The sequence below is a fragment of the Oxalicibacterium flavum genome, from assembly GCF_014635065.1.
GTDB classification, from domain to species: domain Bacteria; phylum Pseudomonadota; class Gammaproteobacteria; order Burkholderiales; family Burkholderiaceae_D; genus Oxalicibacterium; species Oxalicibacterium flavum.
The window spans coordinates 400,293-421,752 of record NZ_BMCG01000001.1; the positions used below are offsets into that span (position 1 = coordinate 400,293).

Here is a 21,460-nt window from a genome sequence, read left to right on the forward strand (position 1 = left end):
CTGCCCAACAGGACAGCGGCTTTTTTGTTGTGCGACTGGAATCAGTCCTGGCGCACGTCGATCGCATCGGCCACGCACAGCGCCGTCATGTTGACGATACGCCGCACCGTGGCCGACGGCGTCAGGATGTGCACCGGGCTCTTGCAGCCAAGCAGGATGGGCCCGATCGCCACGCCGTTGCCGACCGTGGTCTTCAACAGGTTGTAGGCGATGTTGGCGGCATCGATGTTGGGCAGGATCAGCAGGTTGGCATCGCCCTTGAGCGTGGTGTCCGGCATGGTCTTCTTCAGCTGCGAGGCGTTGAGCGCGATGTCGCCGTGCATCTCGCCATCGATCTCGAGGTCGGGCGCCAGTTCCTTCACGATCGCCAGCACCTCTCGCATCTTGCAGGCCGATTCGGTATTGAAGGCGCCGAAGTTGGAATGCGACAGCAGCGCCGCGCGCGGCGTGACACCGAAGCGCCGCATTTCCTCGACGGCCAGCAGCGTGATCTCGGCCAGTTGCGCTGCGCTCGGATTTTCGTTGACGTGGGTATCGACGAGGAACAGCTGACGGTCCGACAGGATGATGCAGTTCATCGCCGCATAGACATTGGTGCCCGGCCGCTTGCCGAGCACCTGCTCGATGTAATTCAGGTGCAGCGGGGTGGTGCCGAAGGTGCCGCAGATCATGCCGTCGGCATCGCCCTTGTGGATCGCCATGGCGCCGATCAGCGTGTGGCGGCGGCGCATCTCGAGCCGCGCGTACTGCTCGTTGACGCCCTTGCGGGAAGTCATCGCCAGATAGGTTTCCCAGAAATCGCGATAGCGCGTGTCGTATTCGGGATTGATGACGGTGAAGTCGATATCGGGCTTGATGCGCAAACCGTAACGCTCGATGCGCTGCGCCAGCACCGCCGGGCGGCCGATCAGGATCGGCGTTGCCAGCCGTTCGTCAACCACCACCTGCACCGCGCGCAGCACGCGCTCTTCCTCTCCTTCGGCAAAGACGATGCGCTTGCGCTCGGCCGGCGCGTTCTTCGCAAGCTGGAAGATCGGTTTCATGAAGGTGCCGCTGCGATAGACGAATTCCTGCAGGCGATCCGCATAGGCTTCCATGTCCTCGATCGGCCGCGCTGCCACGCCGCACTCCTCGGCCGATTTCGCAACCGCCATCGCGATGCGCGTCATCAGGCGCGGATCGAAGGGCATCGGGATGATGTAGTCGGGACCGAAGCTCAGGTTGGTGATGCCGTAGGTGGTGGCGACGATGTCCGACTGCTCGGCCTGCGCCAGTTCGGCGATTGCATGGACGGCGGCGATTTCCATCTCGCGCGTGATCGTCGTGGCGCCGCAGTCGAGCGCGCCGCGGAAGATGTACGGAAAGCACAGCACGTTGTTGACCTGGTTAGGGAAATCCGAACGGCCGGTGGCGATCACGGCGTCCGACCGCACGGCGCGCACTTCGTCCGGCAGGATCTCGGGTGTCGGGTTGGCGAGCGCCAGAATCACCGGGCGGTCGGCCATGGCGGCCACCATCTCGGGCTTGAGCACGCCGCCGGCCGACAGGCCGAGGAACACGTCGGCGCCGCCGATGACGTCGGCCAGCTTGCGCGCCTCGGTCTTCTGCGCGAACTGCGCCTTGTCCGGGTCCATCAGTTCGGTGCGGCCTTCATAGACCACGCCGGCCAGGTCGGTAACGAAGATGTTCTCGCGCGGAAAGCCCAGATCGACCAGCAGCTGCAGGCAGGCCAGCGCCGCCGCGCCCGCGCCCGAGGTCACGAGCCTGGCGTTCCCGATGTCCTTGCCGACCACCTTCAGGCCATTGAGGATGGCGGCCGCGACGATGATGGCGGTGCCGTGCTGGTCGTCGTGGAAGACCGGGATCTTCATGCGTTCGCGCAACTTGCGCTCGATGGTGAAGCACTCCGGTGCCTTGATGTCCTCGAGGTTGATGCCGCCGAAGGTCGGCTCGAGTGAAGCGATGATGTCGCACAGCTTGTCGGGATCGGTCTCGTCGATCTCGATGTCGAAGACGTCGATGCCGGCGAACTTCTTGAACAGCACGCCCTTGCCTTCCATCACCGGCTTGGCCGCCTGCGGACCGATGTTGCCGAGGCCGAGCACGGCGGTGCCGTTGGTGATGACCGCGACCAGGTTGCCGCGCGAGGTGTAGCGATAGGAATTGGCGGGATCGATGGCGATTTCCTCGCACGCCGCCGCCACGCCGGGCGTATAGGCCAGCGCCAGGTCGCGCTGGTTGGTGACCTGCTTGGTCGGGGTCACGCTGATCTTTCCCGGCTTGGGAAATTCGTGGTACTCCAGCGCCGCCTGCCTCAGTTTCTGGCGCGTCTCTTCCTTTTTGTCGAGGTTCGAATCCATCGGTCCAACCCTTTCTTGTCTTTATAAAATGGCGCAATTCATTCTAGCAGAGGCCACCATCGCCGATTTCGGCCCCGGTCCATCATTTCACGGCTTGCTTGCTGCTGCCTGACAAACCACGCCGTCCAGCCGCCATCATTGATCGATAATATGCATATCAACAGCATGATTATTGATAGGTAGTCGATTACAATCCTGCGCACCATGTCGATCCGCCCCGCTTCCCGCGCGCGGATCGCGGCAACGAAAAGACCCCACGGTCAAGCCCTGCAGGACTTGACCGCCCCCCCAGGGGACGCTTTTTTCCTTGGGGCGGCCCAGCGACAAAGAACGGAGAAGAAAGAGCATGAAACCCATCGTCATCATCGGCACCGGCATGGCCGGCTACACCGTCGCGCGCGAATTCCGCCGCCTCAACAAGGATGCGCCTCTGGTGCTGGTCACGGCCGACAGCGGCGGCTCCTACTCCAAGCCCATGCTGTCCAATGCCTTCGCGCAGAACAAGGATGCGCAGCAACTGGTGATGCAGAGCGCCGCCCAGATGAGCGAGCAACTGAATGCCGATATCCGAACCTCGACCACCGTCAGCGCCATCGATACCGCAGCCAGGACCATCGATACCAGCGGCGGCCGCATCGAGTACGACAAGCTGGTGCTGGCAGTCGGCGCGCAGCCGATCCGCCTGGAACTGAAGGGCGACGCCGCGCAGCACGTGCTGTCGGTCAACAACATCGACGACTACGCCGCCTTCCGCGCGCGCATCGCCTCGTCGTCCAATGCCTCGCCGGTGCGCGTGGCGATCATCGGCGCCGGCCTGATCGGCTGCGAATTCGCCGACGACCTCGCAGGTGCCGGCCATGCCGTCACCGTGATCGATCCCAACCACCGCCCGCTGGCGGCACTGGCGGCACCCGCCTTGTCGGAAGGATTGCAGACGGCGCTGCAGGCGCGCGGCGTGCAGTTCCGCTTCGGGACCGTGGCCGAGGCCGTGCATCAGGCCGGCCCCGAGCTTCAGGTACAGCTTGCCGACGGCAGCACCGTAGCGGCGGACATCGTGCTGTCGGCCGTCGGCCTGCGTCCCGATCTGCGCCTCGCGCATCTGGCCGGACTCAAGACCAACCGCGGCATCGTGGTTGACAACGCCGGCCAGACCAGCGCGGCCGACGTCTATGCGCTCGGCGACTGCGCCGAATACACGTTTGCCGACGGCAGCGGCCACACGCTGCCCTACATCGCGCCGATCATGACCGCCGGCCGCGCGATCGCACGCACGCTCAATGGCGAGCGCAGCGAGATCGACCTCAAGCCCTCGCCGGTCCTGATCAAGACGCCGAGCTATCCGCTCGCGCTGATCGCGCCGCTGCCGCACACGGTCGCCAGCGGAACGTGGTGCGTGGAAACCGCCGACAACCGCACCGTCTGCCGCTTCTACGATGCCGACGGCGTGCTGACCGGCTTCGGCACCTCGCCGCACGACAACGCGATCCGCCAGACGCTGCTCGGCGAACTGGGCAAGAAGGCCGAGACCGCCTGACATCGCACCACCGCATTGCCGCCTTTCAACGGCTGGCAATGCGGCAAATCACAGACAGCGCCGCGCTGTCTGTACAATCACGGCATGCTGTCCGAATTCGATCTCATCGCCCGTTACTTCAAGCGCCCCGCGCACCGCTCCCATGCGGCGCTCGGGATCGGCGACGACTGCGCGCTGCTGACGCAGGAAGCCGGCATGCAGCTGGCCATCTCGACCGACATCCTGGTCGAAGGACGCCATTTTTTCACCGATGCCGATCCCTTCATGCTCGGCCACAAGTCGCTGGCGGTGAACCTGTCCGATCTGGCCGCGATGGGCGCCGAACCGGTCGCCTTCACGCTCGCGTTCTCGCTGCCCGGCGTCGATGAACCGTGGCTCGAACGATTCTCCGCCGGTCTGTTCGCGCTGGCCGACGCGCACCGCTGCGAACTGGTCGGCGGCGACACCACCAAAGGCCCGCTCAACATCTGCATCACCGTATTCGGCCGCGTGCCGGTCGGCGAAGCATTGCAGCGCAACGCCGCCCTGCCCGGCGACGACGTCTGGGTCTCCGGCACGCTCGGCGACGCGCGGCTCGCGCTCGGTGCGCTCTACGAAGAATATGCGCTGCCGGCCGATGCGCTGGCCGCCGCTGCGCCGCGCCTGCACATGCCGCAGCCGCGCGTGGCGCTCGGGCTCGCGCTGCGCGGCATTGCGCACGCGGCGCTCGACCTGTCCGATGGGCTGGCCGGCGATCTCGGCCACATCCTCAAGGCATCCGGTGTCGGCGCCACGCTCGAGGTCGATGCGCTGCCGGCAGGTCCGGTGCTCGACGAGCAGCCGATCGAACGGCGCCGCCTGTTCACGCTGGCCGGCGGCGACGACTACGAACTCTGCTTCACCGCGCCGGCGACCAAACGCGATGCCGTGCTCGGCGCGGCGCTGATCGCCAACACGCCGGTCACGCGCGTCGGCCGCATCGACGCCTCGCCGGGCCTGCGCCTGCTCGACGCGCAGGGCCAGCCGCTGAACCTGCACGCTTCCTCCTACGATCATTTCACCTCCTGACCGCATGACCTCGTCCGCGCCGTCTGCCGCTTCCGCAGAAAAGAAACGCATCCATCCGACTTCGGTCTTCATGCGCGCGCATCCGGCGCACCTGCTCGCGCTCGGCTTCGGCAGCGGCCTGCCGCGCATCATGCCCGGCACCTTCGGCACGCTGTTCGGCTGGCTGTCGTTCAACGTGCTGACGTGGCGCTTTCCGGAAGTGTTCACGCCATGGACCTGGGCCTTCCTGATTTCCGTCGGCTTCATGCTCGGCATCTGGGCCTGCAACGTCACCGGCCGCAACCTCGGCGTGGCCGATCACGGCAGCATGGTGTGGGACGAGATCGTCGCGATCTGGCTGGTGCTGCTGTTCGTCACGCCGGCAAGTCCAAGCATGCAGCTCGCCGCCTTCCTGATCTTCCGCCTGTTCGACATGGCCAAGCCGCCGCCGATCAGGCAGATAGAGCGGCGCTTCAAGGATGGCTTCGGCGTCATGATCGACGACCTGATCGCCGCCTTCCTGACGCTGCTGGTGATCGCCATCTGGATTCGCATCGTCTGATCGAGGAGCCGCCATGTCCACGCCCGCCATCGTCGAACTCGCCGCTGAAGTCGGCGCCGCCCTGCGCCGGCGCGGGCTGATGCTCGCCACCGCCGAATCGTGCACGGGCGGCGGCGTGGCGCAGGCCGTCACCGAAATCGCCGGCTCGTCGGCATGGTTCGACTGCGGCTTCGTCACCTATTCGAACGCGGCCAAGATGGACCTGCTGCAGGTGCCGGAAGCCACGCTGGCGCAGCACGGCGCGGTCAGCGACGAAACCGCCGCCGCCATGTGCAGCGGCACGCTCGCCAACAGCCGCGCCCAGGTCGCGGTCTCGACCACCGGCATTGCGGGTCCGGACGGCGCAGTACCGGGCAAGCCAGTCGGCACCGTCTATTTCGGCTGGGCCGTGGATGGCAAGGTGGAAACCCAACGCATGGAATTCGCCGGCGACCGCCAGGCCGTGCGCGAACAGAGCGTGATCCACTCGCTGCGCGGATTGCTGCAAAGACTGCAGGCCTGAAAAAGAAACGGCGGGCACTAGCCCGCCGTTTCTCCTTGCCGCGATCAGATCGGCAGATTAGTTCCGATAAAGATTGATCGCATCGCGCGTTTCCTGTGCCACGCGGCGCGCGGCCTGCGCAAAGTCCTCGCCCTTTTCCTCGTCGGTCTTCGCATACAGGATCGCGCGCGAGGAATTGATCATCATGCCGCCGCCGGCTGCCGTGCGTCCGGCCTTGACCGTTGCCTCGATGTCGCCGCCCTGGGCGCCGATGCCCGGAATCAGCAGCGGCATGTCGCCGACGATCGCACGCACCTGCGCCAGTTCGTTCGGGAAGGTCGCGCCCACCACCAGGCCGCACTGGCCGTTGGTATTCCACTTGTCCGCCACCAGCTGCGCCACGTGCTGGTAGAGCGGCTTGCCGTCCACGTTCAGAAACTGCAGGTCGGAGCCACCGGCGTTCGAGGTGCGGCACAGGATGATGGCGCCGCGATCCTTCCATTCGAGGTAGGGCTGCACCGAATCGAAACCCATGTACGGGTTGACGGTCACGGCGTCCGCGCCATAGCGCTCGAAGGCTTCGCGCGCGTACTGCTCGGCAGTGGCGCCGATGTCGCCACGCTTGGCGTCGAGCACGATCGGAATCGCCGGGTAGTTGGCGCGCAGGTAGTTGCAGATTTCCTCCAGCTGTTCCTCGGCGCGCAGGGCCGCGAAATAGGCGATCTGCGGCTTGAAGGCGCAGGCGGTGTCGGCAGTGGCATCGATGATGCCCTTGCAGAACTGCACGATGGCGTCGGCCTTGCTGCGCAGGTGCGCCGGAAAGCGCGCGGGATCGGGATCGAGGCCGACGCACAGTTGCGAGCGGTTGGCGGCGGCGGCGGCGGAAAATTTGGCGATGAAGGTCACGATTGGCTTTCTCTTTCTGGTTGCCCGCTATTGTAGCGTGCGGCGGTCGTGCGCCGCCCCGTCATGCGCCTGCTGTCAGCCACTTTCGATATCAAATGGGCTACTATTGAGAACGCGCAACGCGCCACCACCTACCTTGCACTCTCGACCTTTCCAGGGATAAACAATCATGAAGAAACTGACCAAATGGCTGGGCATCGCCCTCTTCGCAAGCCTGCTCAGCGCCTGCGGCTACAACGATTTCCAGGTCAAGGACGAAGCCACCAAGGCTGCCTGGGGCGAGGTCGTCAACCAGTACCAGCGCCGTGCCGACCTGATTCCGAACCTGGTCAACACCGTCAAGGGCTATGCCTCGCACGAACGCGAAACGCTGGAAGCCGTGACCAAGGCGCGCGCCGCCGCCACCAGCTTCCAGATCACACCCGAGGTGCTGAACGATCCGCAGGCGTTCAGCAAATTCCAGCAGGTGCAGGGCGAGCTGTCGTCGGCGCTGTCGCGTCTGATGGCGATCTCGGAAAACTATCCGCAACTGAAGGCCGACACCTCCTTCCGCGACCTGCAGTCGCAGCTCGAGGGCACCGAGAACCGCATCGCCGTCGCGCGTCAGCGCTATATTGCGGCCGTGCAGGACTACAACGTGCTGGCGCGCAGCTTCCCGACCAACCTGACGGCGAAAGTGTTCGGCTACCCGGTCAAGCCGTCGTTCACGGTGGAAAACGAGAAAGCCATTTCGACTCCGCCGGCCGTCGATTTCAACAAGTAATCAGCGGATAACTACGCCATGCCCATGAAGCCTTTGCGCGTCCTGTTCGTGCTGTTCCTGCTATGCGCGTCACTGCTGGCGCGCGCGCAGGACTTCGTGCCGGTTCCCAAGCTCGAGGCGCGCGTGACCGACCAGATCGGCATGCTGCAAGCCGAGCAGCGCAACGCGCTCGAGAACGTGCTGGCCGAATACGAACAGCGCACCGGCAACCAGATCGCGATCCTGCTGATCAAGAGCACCGAGCCGGAAACCATCGAGCAGTACAGCATCCGCGTGGCCGATGCGTGGAAGCTCGGTCGCAAGGGCGTGGACGACGGCGTGCTGCTGCTGGTCGCGCGCGACAACTCGGCCGCCTCCGGCCGCCTGCGCATCGAGACCGGCCTCGGCACGCAGGGCGTGCTGACCGATGCGCAATCCAAGCGCATCCTGCAGGACGTGATCGCGCCGCACTTCCGCCAGGGCGATTTCTATGGCGGACTTGCATCCGGCGTCTCCGTCATCACCAGCCTGCTCGACGGCGAAGTCTTTCCCGAGCCGACGCGCCGCAACAACCAGGCGCAGGGCGCCGACGTGTTCGACTGGGCACCCTTCCTGTTCTTCCTGTTCCTGATCGTCATCACGCTCGCGCGCAGCCGCGGCGGACGGCCGCGCCACAGCAATAGCGACTGGGGCAACTCGGCCGGCGTGATCCTCGGCACCGCGATCGGCAACGAGATCGGACGGCGTTCGTCCTCGCGCGGCGGCTGGGGCGGCGGCTTCGGCGGTGGAGGCGGTTTTGGCGGAGGCGGCGGTTTCTCGGGCGGCGGTGGCGGCTTCAACGGCGGCGGCGCATCGGGGAACTGGTGATGAACAAGTTTTCACGCGCGCTGCGCCACCTGACGAGCACCCGCTTCAGCGGCCGCAAGGCGTTTCCATGCGAAGCGCTGCGCGCCATCCAGCACGCCATCGAAGCCGGCGAGGCCAGGCATCGCGCCGAGATCCGCCTGATCGTGGAGGCCGGGCTGTCGTTCTCCGACATCGTGGCCGGCATCGGCGCGCGCGACCGCGCGCACGAACTGTTCTCGCAGTACCGCATCTGGGATACCGAGGAAAACAGCGGCATCCTGATCTACATCGACCTTGCCGACCACCAGGTCGAGATCGTTGCCGATCGCGGCGTTACGCGGCTGATCTCCGAACAGCAGTGGCAATCGGTATGCCGCGCCATGACCGAAGGCTTCGCGCGCGGCGACTATCGCGACGGCGTGATCGCAGGCCTGCGCCAGCTCAACGACCTGCTGCAGGCCTGCCTGCCGGAAGGCGATCCGCAGCCGGATCAGCTGTCGAACAAACCGATCCTGCTGTAGCACGTTGCCGCGTGCAAAAGCGTCTTCCCGTCACCTGAATCCGCAGCCTGCAAGCGGAGTACGTTCTGCATGCGAACCATGCATGAAAAAAGCCGGCAGTCGAAGGACTGCCGGCTTTTTCTGTTTTCCCGTTTCGATCAATAGCCTGCTGCAGTACCGTCACCACGCGGATCGGTAGCGCCGTAACGCACACCGGAAGCCGGATCGATCCAGATCGCACCGGCATGTCCCATGGTGTCGGTGTAGTCGTCCACCACATTGATCGGATGACCGCGCTTCTTCAGTTCATCCGTCACTGCCGATGGCGTGCGTCCCTCGATCTTCAGGTCGTTGGATGCGGCGCCCCAGGTGCGGCCATGCAGCCAGCGCGGACCGTTGATCGCATCCTGCGGCGTCATGCCGAAATCCACCACGCGCGTCACGATCGCTGCCTGTGTTTGCGGCTGCCCTTCGCCGCCCATCGTGCCATAGACCAGCAGCGGTTTGCCGTTCTTGGTCAGCATCGCCGGATTCAGCGTGTGGAAGGTGCGCTTGCCCGGTTCGAGGTGGTTGATGTGGCTCTTGTCCAGCGAGAAGAAACTGCCGCGGTTCTGCAACAGCACACCGGTACCCTCAGGCACGATGGCCGAACCGAAGTCGTGATAGACGCTCTGGATCAGCGAGACCGCGTTGCCGTCCTTGTCGACCACACCGAGCCAGATCGTGTCACCCTTGGGATCGAGCGGCTTGACGGCTGTGGCAGCGGTCTCCATGCGGATGCGCTTGGCCTGATCGACACCATGCTGGCGCGACAGCAGGAAATCGACCGGGATCTGCACGAAGTCCGGATCGGACAGGTAACGGTCGCGATCGGCAAAGGCTTCCTTGGTCGCCTCGATGATCAGGTGGTAATAATCCGCCGTGCCCTCGCCGAGCTTCTTGACGTCGAAGTTGTTCAGCACGTTGAGGATTTCCAGCGCGGCCATGCCCTGCGTATTCGGCGGCAGGTTGTAGGCCACCGTATCGCGGTACGGCACCTTCAGCGGCGTCACCCAGTTCGCCTTGTGCGTGGCGAAATCCTTGCGCGTCAGCACGCCGCCGTTGCGCTGCAGGTCGTCGACGATCTTCTGCGCGATCGGGCCGTCATAGAAGGCTTTGGCGCCATCCTTGGCGATCGTGCGCAAGGTTGATGCGAGCGCCGGCTGACGCAGCACCTCGCCGACCTGGTAGGCACCACCGTCCGGTTTCAGATAGGTCTGACGGAAACCGTCGAAGCGCTGCAGGTTGCGAAATTCCTGATCGGCCGGATCGACGTTGATCTTGCTCCATTTCGCCAGCGAGGGCGTGACCGCGAAACCGTCCTGGGCATAACCGATCGCGCTGTCCAGCAATTGCGACCAGCCGACCTTGCCGCCCATGGATTGCTGGCCGTAGCGATAGGCTTCGTCCCAGCCCGAGATCGCGCCCGGCACCGTGTTGGCCGACAGGTAGCCGCGCGACGGAATCTTGCTCAAGCCCTTCTGCTTGTAGAAATCGATGGTCGCCTTTTCGCCGGCGCGGCCGCTGGCGTTGAGGGCGCGCATGTCGCCGGTCTTGGCGTTGTAGATGAGCCAGAAGTTGTCGCCGCCGATGGTCGTCATCTGCGGATAGACGACCGAGAGCGTGGCGGCCGCCGCGATGGCGGCATCGATGGCGTTGCCGCCATCGCGCAGCACCTTGAGACCGGCCTGCGTGGCCAGATAGTTGGACGTCGTGACCATGCCCTGGGTCGCGGCCGGATTCAGGCAACGCGAGGGCGTGTCGCAGTATTTGCCCGTGGTTTCGAATGCGCCGGCGCTGGAATACGCGAGCCCCAGCAGGATGGCGCCGGCAAGCCGGGCGTGGCGGAAGGTATGTCGCATCATGTCTCTCCTTTTGATGTTGATGATGACCGCTTGGAATCTTCGATTTTTATTCTTTTATAAATAACACGTTACTGACATGTCAGATAGCGCAAAGAAAAGATACCATCGAAATATGCGAATTGAAAAGAAAAATTTGGGGAGGAAGTAACAGTCGTGAAGACAACTCATTTGGACGGCCACTGACGCGCAACCTATCCGGCTTTCGGCCGAACAAACTGCTGTCGAAAAGGCTTCGACCAATGAAAAAGGACCGCATTGCGGCCCCTTTCATTGCACATCGCCCCACTGCTTTTTCGGCATCATCCGCAAAGGGGATGACCGGCAAGGCAAGCGGACATCAACCGGCCTTCAGCGACCGTCAACCGTTGTCATGGACCCAGCGCAGCAGTGCATCCTGCGCCGCGCGGCCCTGTTCCGCATGCGTGTCGTTGATGATGCAGACTACCGCATAGCGCTTGCCCGACAATGCCTGCACGTAGCCAGCCACCGCACGCACGCCGTCGAGCGAACCGGTCTTGATGTGCGCGCGGCCGGCGACGTCGTCATTGACGAGCCGGCGCCGCATGGTGCCGTCGAGCCCGACCACCGGCATCGACGAAATGAACTCGGGCATCATCGGCGACTGGTAAGCCGCCACCAGCATGCGTCCCATGGTGGCCGGCGTGATCTGCTCGATGCGCGACAGGCCAGAACCGTTCTCGACCACGAAGCGCTGGGTATCGATGCCCTTGCGGCTCAGCCACGCGCGCAACAGGTTGGCACCGAACTGCGGGGTGGCCGGCACGTCGCCGTGCTGAGCGGCGATCGTCAACAGCAGGTGACGCGCCATGACGTTATTGCTGAACTTGTTGATGTCGCGCACGATCTCGGGCAGCGGCGGCGATTGCCATTCCGCGATCTGCTGCGCATCGGCGGGCGTCACGCCATCGAGCACTGTGCCGCTGAACGTGCCGCCGATCTCCATCCACAGTTGGCGGAACACCAGACCGAAATAATCGGTGGCGGGCATCGTATAGGGATGCACGTACCAGCCGCGCTCGCCACAGGACGCGGGATAGCTGCCCTCGAACCACAGTCCCTGTGCACCGAACTGCGGGCGCAATGCGCTTTGCCAGTCGCCGCATGCACCGTTCGACAACAGGGGCGTGCGCACCTGGGCCGGCGACCATGCGACCGGCGGATCGAACTGCAGCGAGACGGTGCGCTGTGCCGCGTCCGGCCGGAAGCGCATGGTCAGCACGTTGTAGTTGAGCAGCAGCGCATCGGGACCGACGTTGTAGGGCTTGAACGGTTCGGCATCGAAAGCGCCGGCATCGTGCGCTTCTGCGCGATAGATGCTGCGATCGAGAATCAGGTTGCCCTGTATCTCGCGTATGCCGGCCGCGCGGATCTGTCGCAGAAACTGCCAGAACTTCTCGGTCACCAGCTTGGGATCGCCCTCGCCCCTGATGATCAGGTCTCCCTGTAGCACGTCGCCGTTGAGCGTGCCGCGCGTGTAGGCACGTGTCTTCCAGGTAAAGGCCGGCCCCAGCATCTCGAGCGCGGCGTCGGTGGTGACCAGTTTCATGGTCGAAGCGGGATTGAAGCCGGCTTCCGCATTCCACGCCATCAAGGGCAATGGGCCGTCAACCTGCTGCACATAGACACCGACCGATTGCATGGGAATGGCGTTGCGCACCAGCGCGTCGGCCACCGGAGGAGGCAGAGCTTCGGCTGCCGGCAATGCAGCTGGCGCAAGCCCGAGCATCAGAGGAAAAAAGATATTGGCTGCGGGAAAGAATCTGGAGAGGCGCATGTCTGTCTGGGAGTGTGAACAGACACGATTATTGCATGTGACATGCAGTCGGCGCAGCCGCCTGTTCGCACCTAGACAGGCAGATCGTCCTCCGCCAGAGTCAGGCGCACGCCGTCGCGCAGCATCTGGGTCATGGCATCTGCGGTCAGCGGCCGGCTGAAGAAATATCCCTGCATGTGATCGCAGCCATGCTGGCGCAGATAGCTGAGCTGTTCGGCGGTTTCCACGCCTTCGGCGATGACCTGCAAGCGCAGGCTGTGCGCAAGAGAAATGATGGAGCTGACGATGGCCGCGTCGTCCGGATCGATCGTGATGTCATTGACGAATGAACGATCGATCTTCAGCACATCGATGGGAAAACGCTTGAGATAGCTGAGGCTGGAGTAGCCGGTGCCGAAGTCGTCGATCGAAAGCTGCACGCCCAGCGTCTTCATTTCGCGCAGGATGCCGATCGCATGGTCAACATCCGCCATGACCAGGCTTTCGGTCAACTCGATCTCCAGGCTCGCGCTCGGCAGGCCGCTGCGCTCCAGCGCCGTGGCAATCGATTGCGCGAGGTCTTCCTGCGCAAACTGCCTTGCAGACAGATTGACGGCGGTACGCAAGGGACCGAAGCCCGCATCCAGCCACAATCGGGTCTGGCGGCACGCCTCGGCGATCACCCAGTTGCCGATCGGGACGATCAGGCCGGTTTCCTCGGCTAGGCTGATGAAGCGCACCGGCGGCACCATGCCGAGCTCTGGATGCTGCCATCGGATCAGCGCTTCGACACCCACGATCTCGCGCGTGTTCAGATCCACCTGCGGCTGGTAATAGAGCTGAAACTCGTTGCGCTCCAGCGCAAGCCGCAGATCGCCCTCCAGCCGCAGCCTTTCGAGCGCGCGCTCGTTCATTTCCGAGGTGTAGAACTGGAAGTTGTTGCGTCCCAGCTCCTTGGCGCGATACATCGCAATGTCGGCATGCTTGATCAGTGCCTCCGGCGTGTCGCCGTCAGCCGGATAGACGGCCACGCCGACACTGCAACTGATGAAAAACTCATGTCCCTCGATCGTCATCGGCTGCACGATCGCATCCATGATGCGCCTGACAATGCCGGTGGTCAGCCCGGCATCGGTACGCTCGGGCAGCACGATCACGAACTCGTCGCCGCTCATGCGCGAAATGGTGTCGGTATCGCGCACCGAATCGTTCATGCGCATCGCCACCGCTTTCAGCAACGCGTCGCCTGCCTGATGGCCGAGCGTATCGTTGACGAACTTGAAGCGGTCCAGATCGACGAACAGCACCCAGATCGGATGATCGTATCGGCAGGCATAGGAAATCGCCTGGCCCAGCCGGTCACGCAGCAACGTGCGGTTGGCAAGACCGGTCAGGGCATCGCGATTGGTCTGGAACTCGAGTTCCGACTCGTAGCGTTTGGTTGCGGTGATGTCATATTGCGCGATCACATAGTGACTGACCTGGCCGTGATCGTCGCGCACCGGCGCAATGTACATGTCGCTCCAGAACAGCATGCCGTCCTTGCGATAGGTACGCAGCATCGCATGTCCTTCACGCTGTTCGCCTGCACAGGCGCGAATCTCCTCGATGCCGGGCTGGGCATGGTCATGCCCCCACAGGAAACCGATGTTCCGTCCGATCACTTCGGCTTCTGCGTAACCGGTGATGCGTTCGAATGCCGGGTTGACGTACTCGATACCGTAATCCGGACCTTCGGCACTGGTGATGACAATGGCGTTGGCGCTGGCCTCGATCGCGCGCTCGCGCAGTTGCAAGGCCTGCTCTGCATGACGACGCGCGGCAATGTCGTCGATCAGGTCCTGATTGACGGAACGCAGCTGCATCGTGCGCTCGTTCACCAGCATCTGGATGCGATGCGAACGCGTGACGATGGTCTGCAGATACGTCGCCGCTCCCAGGCTGAACAGAACGCCGGCCAGCAATGCCCACAAGGCGTTGCTGTCGCGCGAGACGAAGAAACGGGCCGGCGTGGAGACGACGATGCTCCACGTCTGCCCGGCCACATCGAAAGTCCGTTCATATATCGCGGGCTGGTCGTAAAACAACCATGTGGGCAGCCCCAGGATCGGCTCCGGCACGGCAGGCAGGCTGCCGCCGCCGAACACCAGCACCTGCGTGTCCGGTTCCGGTGCCGCATAGACGCTGATATCGACATTCGACACGCCGTCATTGCCGACAACCGCCTCGTCGTCGGCTGCCAGCGCCAGCGACTCACGGATCATCGCATTGCCGCGAAATACCGCTGCCGTATCGCCGATCCTGGCCGCGTGGCGGGAAGCCGCATCATGCAGCGATGCACCAGGCCGATAGACCGGCATCGATACGATGAACCCGCGTCGGTCGCCTTCGTCCTGTACCAGCCGCAGCAGACCGGTCGCAGCCGGCTGGCCCGTCTCGACCGCGCGCTGCATGGTTTCGTTCTGCATGGGATGGGAGGCAACGTCGAAACCCAGCGCGGAGCGGTTGGGTTCCAGCGGTTCGATGTAGTCGACGACGTAATACTGGTCACGCTCGGCGGCCGGCACCAGCTTTCCTTCCTGGCGCTCCGTAATGGCGAAATCCGGAAAGATGGAGCGCATGCGGGCCTCATAGGCCGGCCGCTCCTCTCCCGCGATGAAGCGGCGGTATGCGATGGCCTGGATATGCGCATTGCGGGCCAGCAGCGGCGTGGCAAATTCCCGGAACTGCTGGCGGCTGACCTCGCCAAAGGTCGAGAACATCTGATTGATGTTCGCCAGCACATGCATCGAATTCTCGAGCCCGCTCTGGATCGCGCCGACATTCGCCTGGGCACGCTGCTGGAACTCGATATCCACGTTGTCGTGCGCAAGCCGACGCAACGATGTGAACAGGATCGCGCTGATCAGCAAGCCGATCAGCAGCGTCAGCACGGCTGCCATCGACACGGGGGAATGTCTGCAACGCATCAGTTGAATGACCTTGGACCGGCGGCTTACACCATGAAGGATGGAAGAAGAAACGATACGCACCACCTGCAATCACGATGGTGCATTGGCGATTTTGTTGCCGTAGGGTAACTTATTTAAGGCGCTTTGATAAGGAAAACAGTTTCCATGCGGAAACTAAAGACGACACAAAAACAACAATTGCCTTCGTGAAGTTCCTTTCATGGGACGGAAAAGCCGGCGATTCCTACCCCAGCCAGCTCGCGATGGACAACAGCAGAACCAGGAACATCCAGAGCAGAAGCGCGCGCCAGACCAGTCCCACCGTGCTCTGCAGGGCACGCACGGAGGCCTCTTCGCCCAGTGGCGCCTCGGTTTCGATATTGATGGAATCGACGATCCCGGCATCGGACGGGATGATGTCGGCCGCCACTTCCGCCGGTGCGCCCAGCCGTATGCCCATGGCGCCGCCGCCGGAGGACAGGATGATGCCGATGGCCTCGTCCTGCCAGCGTGCGGCGAAATTGCGCCACGCATAGATCGCGTCCTCGAAATTGCCGACCACCGCGAATGCCGCCGCGGTCAGCCGTACCGGGATCCAGTCGATCCAGTAAAAGGCCTTGGAGGCAAAGCGTCCAAACGCCTCGCGCTCGGCGGTCGCGCCCGGTTCGTTCCAGATGCGCGCCAGGTATTCGGCCACGCGATACATCACCGCGCCGATCGGTCCCAGCGGCGTCAGCATCCAGAAGAACACGCCGAACACATTGCGGTGCGTGGTGATCAGGGCCGTTTCCACCGCGATGCGCGCCACCTCGCTGGCATCCATGCCGGCCGTGTCGCGCCGCGTCCATTCGCCGAGCAGCGAACGCGCGGTGGCCTCGTCGCCGTTATTGAGCGCAAGCTGGATCGAGGTGAAGAAATGACTGTAATGACGAAATCCGAGGGTCAGATAGACCACCAGCACGTTCAGGATCAGGACGGCGAGGATGCCGATCTTGATGGCGATCCAGTACAGCAACGCCACCGGCACCGTGAACGCCAGAATCATCAAAAGCCATGCGAGCCGTCCCTGATGCGCCTGCCCCGCATTGAAGGATCGCTCGATCTGCGCCGCCAGTGCACGCGCACCCGCATAGACAGGATTGTCCGCACGCAGCGGTTTCAATTGTTCGATCAGCAGCGCAAAAAGAATGGAAAAAAATGTCATGGGTTGCCCTGCTCACGCGGAAATCGGTCAGGCCATACGATAGCGCAGGGCAAGACGGGAATCAAATCGGCATCGACGGCAAATCCCGTCTCACGCCCTCAGAAAATGGAACAGATTGCGCAGCATGCCGGCAGTCGCGCCCCATATGAAAAAACGTTCGTACGGCATCACATAGAAGGTGCGGCGACCGGTCTGGAATTCCGCAGTACGGCGCTGGTGATGCATGCCGTTCATCAGGAACGAAAGCGGCACTTCGAAAATCTCCGCCACCTCGAACGGCGCCGGCGTCACGTCGAACGGCGGCTCGATGATGCCCACCACCGGCGTCACGCGAAAGCCCGTGCCCGTGTGATATTCAGGCAGGCTGCCGAGCACATCGACATGCCGACGCGCCAGCCCCACCTCTTCCTCCGTCTCGCGCAGTGCCGTATCGATCGGCGAGACATCGTGCCGCTCCATGCGGCCGCCGGGAAAACTGATCTGCCCGGCGTGATCGTTCAGATGCGCAGTCCGCAGCGTGAACAGGAGCGTGGGCCCCTGCTCGCGCAATACCACCGGCACCAGTACAGCAGCCTCCGTCAATGGTCCCGCCATCGGGCGCACCAGACGCTCGGCCGTGATCTCGGGCGTCCACAACGGAGGATGCTGGAAACGACGGCGCAATGCATTCGCCTCCAGCCGGTCTGGCTCCACAGGCGCTTCCCCGCCCAGCGAATCGATCGGTAAAGCCTCAGGGTCGAAATGCAATCTGGCCACGACAGTTCTTTCGGATAAACAAGGAAAGGATCAACACCACACTTTACAGACAAGCGACAAGGCACACATCCGCGACAACCGCGTATTTCAGCTTGATCCGCACGGCCGCTATTCCTCGACAGCAAGACACACTTTCAGAAGAAAAACGAAACATTTTGTTCCCTGTGTAACGTTACAAGTAACACTTTCATGATCGTATCCGATCTTGGCAATTCGTATCAGACCACTCGCAAAAATGATCATAGGCCATTGATTTCAATCAATAATTTTTTCCTCCTCCGTGTCATTTCAAGCCTTTCAGAAAGATGGCACACGGCTTGCCATAGGGTAAGCAAGCATTCCCGCTTTTTGAACTGAACGAGGAGAATCGAGATGAACATCACGAGCAAGAAACTTTCCAGCACCCTGCTTTTGCTTGCAGCACTCTCGCTTGTCGGATGCGCCAGCGGTAGCGGTTCGGGCAGCCTGGCCGGAGGCGGCGGAAACGACGGCGGCGGAAACGGCAATGTTGACGGCGGTGGAGGCAATAACGGTGGCAATAACGGTGGGAACAACGGCGGCAACAATGGTGGAAATAATGGTGGCAACAACGGAGGCAATAACGGCGGCGGAGATGGCGATGGCGGAGGCACTCCCACGGTCCCAGCCACCACCACCGGCCAGCACGTCGATGGCCTGGGCAACATCATTTCCGCTACCGGCAACACCGTTTCTCAAATCGGCGAAACCGTAGGCGACCTCAATCTTCCCGTGGTGCCGGCGCAAGCACAGGACGACCTTTCCAATGTAGTGGTAGAAGCAGGGGGCATCGTCTCAACGCTCGGCGATGGCGTCAGCTCCGGTCTGGGTCAGATGGGCGTCATCGACAATCCCGTCGGCACCACGGTGGCAATCACCGACGACGTCATTGCTCAAACCGGCGTGACCGTCCAGAGCGCAGGCCAGCTTGTGTCAAATCTCGGCACCGGCCAGTTGAGCGTACTGCAGCCTGTCACCGCGCCCGTCGGCGGTCTTGTCAGCCAGGTTGGCGAAACGGTGGTGGGCCTGTCGGAGAAACTGCCCGCCGTCATCGAATCCACGCATGTCGAGCGGATCACGCAAAAGCTGAGCAATACCATCGTCCCGCTGACCAGCACGGTCACCACGCTGACCCAACAGGTCGGCGGCGCCACTGGTCTCGGTCAACCAGTCAACGGCTTGCTGACACGCGTGGGCAATAGCGTGGCTGGCCTTGGCGACAACCTGAGCGCAAGCGGTACGCCGGTCCTCGGCGATGCCGGCGGCCTGGTTACCTCTACCGGAAACATGGTAGCCACACTCGGAACGCTTGTGCACGGTGGCGATGGCACCGGCGCCAATAACGGACTCGGCGCCCTGCTGGCACCGGTCACCGGCATCCTCGGCGGTGGCAATGGCGCCGCCGGCCCGCTCGCTCCGGTAACCGGCCTGGTAGGCGGTCTGACCGGCAACGGCGGTAATGGCACGGGCCCGCTGGCACCCGTGACGAATCTGGTGGGCGGCCTGACCGGTGCCATCGGTGGCGGTAATACCGGCGGCCCCCTGGCTCCGGTAACCGGACTGGTCAGCGGCCTGACCGGCAACGGCAGCGGTCCGCTCGCTCCCGTGACTGGCGTCGTAGGCGGACTGACAGGCGCCCTCGGGAACGGCAATGGCGGCAACGGTGGCAATGGCGTGCTCGCCCCGGTGACCAATCTTGTGAACGGCGTGACCGGCGCGGTAAACGGTACTGTCGGCGGCAACACCGGCGGCCTGTTGGCGCCAGTGACCGTTACCGTTCAGGCACTGGTCGGCGTATCCACCGCGCAACCGGCCAATACCACGACCCAGACCGGCACCAACCCGGTAGGCAATCTCTTGGGCGGCCTGCTCGGCGCCAAGAAAAACTGACTCCTTGCACTTCAGAAACGGGACCTGATTCGTCAGGACCCGTTTTTCTTGGAATGTCGGATAAGCGCCAAAATTGTTAAATAATCTAAACAAATTTCCACTGCAATGTAATATTTGTTAAATTAGTTCATGAATGAAATTCAAATACCATATTTATGGTATGTGCACTTTTCCCACGAGAAGGCATGCTTCAAGACAACATACGCTAAAGCCTCTGATGGTGGAGAACCATCACAATTTTCGGGAAGACAGATTCATGCAGCGATCTACATGCCAGTGGATGCTCTACGTTTCGGCGATGCTCTGCTATCCCATGCTGCCGGGCTCGGCCCTTGCCGATGCGCGCAGTCCCGGCCAGGGCAATCCGCTCGATTCACTGCCTCGCCCCCAGGCGCAACCGACGCCCCCCATTGATATCGAGATCCAGACTCCCGCACCCGACGCCGCGCTGCAACGTCTGCTCACCACACGCATCCGGCCTGCCCGCTTTCAGATCGCCGGTGTGCAATCGATTCCGTTCGAACAGGTTTCCGCAGAGTTCGCAGGACTGGCCAATCGGGAAGTCACCGTTGCCGACATCCTGCGCGCAACCGAAAACGTCACGAAGATCTACCAGGACAAGGGCTACCCTCTGTCCTTTGCATTCGTCCCCAGCCAGACCTTCAAGGACAACATCGTCGTCATCAATGTTGTCGAAGGTTATGTCAGCAAGGTGCGCATAGAAGGCAATCCGGGACCGTCCGAAGAAAGGCTGCGGCAGATCGCAGCGCAACTCTCGGAAGACAGACCTTTGAGCCGGAAGAGCTTCGAACGCATTAGCGGCGTACTCGGCTTGCAGCCCGGCATGCGCATCAAGGCTTCGGTTCAACCGCCTGTCACGACCGACGGCGCCTGCGAAATGGTGCTGGAGGTCACGCGCAAGCCGGTCAGTGCGGCATTCGCTCTCGACACGGCGACCTCGAACCTGCGCGGCGTCTTCAGTGCCAGTACCAATGGTCTGACCTCGCTGGGCGAACAGGTCACCGTCAGCACGCTGCTGCCGCGCGGCCCGGATCGCGAAGAATATTACGCGGTCAATTATGCGCAACCGATTCGCTGGCAAGGCATGCTGCTGCAGGTCAATCTGTCGCGCTACAAGGCCGAACCGGAAAACCGCGCGCTTGAACAAAACCAGTTTCAGGCGCGTCATGAGACAGAAACGGAAAGAGCCAGCATCAATCTCAGTTATCCGCTGGTACTGACAGCCTCCCGCAGCCTGACCCTGAGCGGCGGCGTCTATGCCGTGCACAACGCGGCGCGCTATACCCGCTCCGTGCCGGCAGCCGTTCCTGTGGTCGAACTCAGTTCCGACATTCGCGCGCTCTCCCTCGAAATGACGTCCGTGACGGCAGGCGATGGCAACAACACGCAGTGGATGCTCGGCCTGTATCAGGGCGTGGATGGCGCCGGCGCCAAGCAATTCAACAACAATATCGACCTCGACTTCCTGCGCGCCCGCGGCAGTTTTTCCCATAGTCGTTCGCTTGGCAGCAGCGGTTATGGCCTGGCCGTTCGCGGCAGCGGGCAGTACAGCAGCAATCGCCTGCCGCTGTCGGAGCAGATCAGTTTTGGCGCGCAACAGTTCGGCAGCGCCTATCCGGCGGGGGAAATTGCCGGCGACAAGGGTTGGGGTGTTGCCCTCGAATTCAATCGCGTGTTTTCTTCGCAAGGAAAGTACTTCAAGCAGGTGCAGCCCTATGTGCTGGGTGACGCCGCGCGCACTTCGCTGAACGGCTACGACATTGCCGACAGCGAGATCGCCTCGCTCGGCTTCGGCGTGCGTTTCAGCGATCTGCAGCACTACTCGCTCGATCTCTCGGTAGCGCAACCCGTGGGCGACATTCCCGTCAATGCCCGCAAACGTTCGCCGCGACTGAACATGTCATACGCCTATCAGTTTTAAGAATACTGCCGGCCAGGTCGCAGACACGTCAGCCGGTTGTCATGCAGCAAGGCAGTAGAGCAGA

At 62.8% G+C, this 21,460-nt stretch carries 16 protein-coding genes; 9 read left to right on the forward strand and 7 right to left on the reverse strand.

What is annotated here, in order from left to right; translation table 11 throughout:
• Positions 1-41: 41 nt before the first annotated feature.
• Entirely contained in the window at positions 42-2,360 is a 2,319-nt protein-coding gene (locus tag IEV38_RS01850; RefSeq protein WP_188394461.1) for an NADP-dependent malic enzyme, read from the reverse strand.
• A gap of 346 nt (positions 2,361-2,706) precedes the next feature.
• Between IEV38_RS01850 and IEV38_RS01855 the strand changes: the two genes are divergently transcribed.
• The 4 genes from IEV38_RS01855 to IEV38_RS01870 all read left to right on the forward strand — a co-directional run bounded on the left by IEV38_RS01855 (position 2,707) and on the right by IEV38_RS01870 (position 5,984).
• Positions 2,707-3,894, forward strand: a complete 1,188-nt coding sequence (locus IEV38_RS01855; protein WP_188394462.1) for an NAD(P)/FAD-dependent oxidoreductase — start codon at positions 2,707-2,709, stop codon at positions 3,892-3,894.
• An 84-nt stretch (positions 3,895-3,978) separates the two neighbouring features.
• Positions 3,979-4,941: a thiamine-phosphate kinase gene (thiL, locus tag IEV38_RS01860; protein WP_188394463.1), complete on the forward strand. Its 963-nt coding sequence runs from the start codon at positions 3,979-3,981 to the stop codon at positions 4,939-4,941.
• Positions 4,942-4,945: 4 nt separating this feature from the next.
• Positions 4,946-5,482: a phosphatidylglycerophosphatase A family protein gene (locus tag IEV38_RS01865; RefSeq protein ID WP_229728499.1), complete on the forward strand. Its 537-nt coding sequence runs from the start codon at positions 4,946-4,948 to the stop codon at positions 5,480-5,482.
• 13 nt (positions 5,483-5,495) lie between these two features.
• Entirely contained in the window at positions 5,496-5,984 is a 489-nt protein-coding gene (locus tag IEV38_RS01870) for a CinA family protein (RefSeq protein ID WP_188394464.1), read from the forward strand.
• A 57-nt stretch (positions 5,985-6,041) separates the two neighbouring features.
• Here the strand turns inward: IEV38_RS01870 and pyrF are convergent, their stop codons facing one another.
• A complete protein-coding gene (pyrF, locus tag IEV38_RS01875) occupies positions 6,042-6,869 on the reverse strand; it encodes an orotidine-5'-phosphate decarboxylase (protein ID WP_188394465.1) in 828 nt (275 codons plus the stop codon).
• 169 nt (positions 6,870-7,038) lie between these two features.
• On the opposite strand from pyrF, the gene IEV38_RS01880 reads away from it, so the two are divergent.
• The 3 genes from IEV38_RS01880 to IEV38_RS01890 are packed head-to-tail and all read left to right on the forward strand — an operon-like array spanning position 7,039 to position 8,978.
• Positions 7,039-7,632 (forward strand): LemA family protein, encoded by a 594-nt coding sequence (locus tag IEV38_RS01880; RefSeq protein WP_188394466.1) that lies wholly within the window; start codon positions 7,039-7,041, stop codon positions 7,630-7,632.
• 24 nt (positions 7,633-7,656) lie between these two features.
• On the forward strand, positions 7,657-8,478 hold the full coding sequence (locus IEV38_RS01885) for a TPM domain-containing protein (RefSeq protein WP_229728568.1): 822 nt from the start codon (positions 7,657-7,659) through the stop codon (positions 8,476-8,478).
• On the forward strand, positions 8,478-8,978 hold the full coding sequence (locus tag IEV38_RS01890; RefSeq protein ID WP_188394468.1) for a TPM domain-containing protein: 501 nt from the start codon (positions 8,478-8,480) through the stop codon (positions 8,976-8,978). Before IEV38_RS01885 ends, IEV38_RS01890 begins: the two co-directional genes overlap by 1 nt.
• A gap of 137 nt (positions 8,979-9,115) precedes the next feature.
• Here the strand turns inward: IEV38_RS01890 and ggt are convergent, their stop codons facing one another.
• From ggt to IEV38_RS01915, 5 genes are all read right to left on the reverse strand, one after another.
• Positions 9,116-10,717, reverse strand: a complete 1,602-nt coding sequence (ggt, locus tag IEV38_RS01895; RefSeq protein ID WP_371869829.1) for a gamma-glutamyltransferase — start codon at positions 10,715-10,717, stop codon at positions 9,116-9,118.
• Between the two features lie 502 nt (positions 10,718-11,219).
• A complete protein-coding gene (dacB, locus tag IEV38_RS01900; protein ID WP_188394469.1) occupies positions 11,220-12,656 on the reverse strand; it encodes a D-alanyl-D-alanine carboxypeptidase/D-alanyl-D-alanine endopeptidase in 1,437 nt (478 codons plus the stop codon).
• A gap of 71 nt (positions 12,657-12,727) precedes the next feature.
• On the reverse strand, positions 12,728-15,577 hold the full coding sequence (locus tag IEV38_RS01905; RefSeq protein WP_229728572.1) for a bifunctional diguanylate cyclase/phosphodiesterase: 2,850 nt from the start codon (positions 15,575-15,577) through the stop codon (positions 12,728-12,730).
• 253 nt (positions 15,578-15,830) lie between these two features.
• Positions 15,831-16,790: a CobD/CbiB family protein gene (locus IEV38_RS01910; RefSeq protein ID WP_188394471.1), complete on the reverse strand. Its 960-nt coding sequence runs from the start codon at positions 16,788-16,790 to the stop codon at positions 15,831-15,833.
• A 90-nt stretch (positions 16,791-16,880) separates the two neighbouring features.
• Positions 16,881-17,546 carry a CoA pyrophosphatase gene (locus IEV38_RS01915; protein WP_188394472.1) on the reverse strand — a complete coding sequence of 222 codons (666 nt, stop codon included), beginning with the start codon at positions 17,544-17,546 and terminating at the stop codon, positions 16,881-16,883.
• 372 nt (positions 17,547-17,918) lie between these two features.
• Between IEV38_RS01915 and IEV38_RS01920 the strand changes: the two genes are divergently transcribed.
• Together IEV38_RS01920 and IEV38_RS01925 are read left to right on the forward strand one after the other, a co-directional pair.
• A complete protein-coding gene (locus IEV38_RS01920; protein WP_229728501.1) occupies positions 17,919-19,454 on the forward strand; it encodes a collagen-like triple helix repeat-containing protein in 1,536 nt (511 codons plus the stop codon).
• A gap of 256 nt (positions 19,455-19,710) precedes the next feature.
• A complete protein-coding gene (locus tag IEV38_RS01925; RefSeq protein WP_188394473.1) occupies positions 19,711-21,396 on the forward strand; it encodes a ShlB/FhaC/HecB family hemolysin secretion/activation protein in 1,686 nt (561 codons plus the stop codon).
• The last annotated feature ends 64 nt before the right edge of the window (positions 21,397-21,460 follow it).

Excerpts from the sequence above, each read along its gene's own strand:
- IEV38_RS01850 (WP_188394461.1), bottom strand. The coding sequence starts at position 2,360 with ATGGATTCGAACCTCGACAAAAAGGAAGAGACGCGCCAGAAACTGAGG.
- IEV38_RS01855 (WP_188394462.1), top strand. The coding sequence starts at position 2,707 with ATGAAACCCATCGTCATCATCGGCACCGGCATGGCCGGCTACACCGTC.
- thiL (WP_188394463.1), top strand. The coding sequence starts at position 3,979 with ATGCTGTCCGAATTCGATCTCATCGCCCGTTACTTCAAGCGCCCCGCG.
- IEV38_RS01865 (WP_229728499.1), top strand. The coding sequence starts at position 4,946 with ATGACCTCGTCCGCGCCGTCTGCCGCTTCCGCAGAAAAGAAACGCATC.
- IEV38_RS01870 (WP_188394464.1), top strand. The coding sequence starts at position 5,496 with ATGTCCACGCCCGCCATCGTCGAACTCGCCGCTGAAGTCGGCGCCGCC.
- IEV38_RS01880 (WP_188394466.1), top strand. The coding sequence starts at position 7,039 with ATGAAGAAACTGACCAAATGGCTGGGCATCGCCCTCTTCGCAAGCCTG.
- IEV38_RS01885 (WP_229728568.1), top strand. The coding sequence starts at position 7,657 with ATGAAGCCTTTGCGCGTCCTGTTCGTGCTGTTCCTGCTATGCGCGTCA.
- IEV38_RS01890 (WP_188394468.1), top strand. The coding sequence starts at position 8,478 with ATGAACAAGTTTTCACGCGCGCTGCGCCACCTGACGAGCACCCGCTTC.
- ggt (WP_371869829.1), bottom strand. The coding sequence starts at position 10,717 with ATGGTCACGACGTCCAACTATCTGGCCACGCAGGCCGGTCTCAAGGTG.
- dacB (WP_188394469.1), bottom strand. The coding sequence starts at position 12,656 with ATGCGCCTCTCCAGATTCTTTCCCGCAGCCAATATCTTTTTTCCTCTG.
- IEV38_RS01905 (WP_229728572.1), bottom strand. The coding sequence starts at position 15,577 with ATGGCAGCCGTGCTGACGCTGCTGATCGGCTTGCTGATCAGCGCGATC.
- IEV38_RS01910 (WP_188394471.1), bottom strand. The coding sequence starts at position 16,790 with ATGACATTTTTTTCCATTCTTTTTGCGCTGCTGATCGAACAATTGAAA.
- IEV38_RS01920 (WP_229728501.1), top strand. The coding sequence starts at position 17,919 with ATGAACATCACGAGCAAGAAACTTTCCAGCACCCTGCTTTTGCTTGCA.
- IEV38_RS01925 (WP_188394473.1), top strand. The coding sequence starts at position 19,711 with ATGCAGCGATCTACATGCCAGTGGATGCTCTACGTTTCGGCGATGCTC.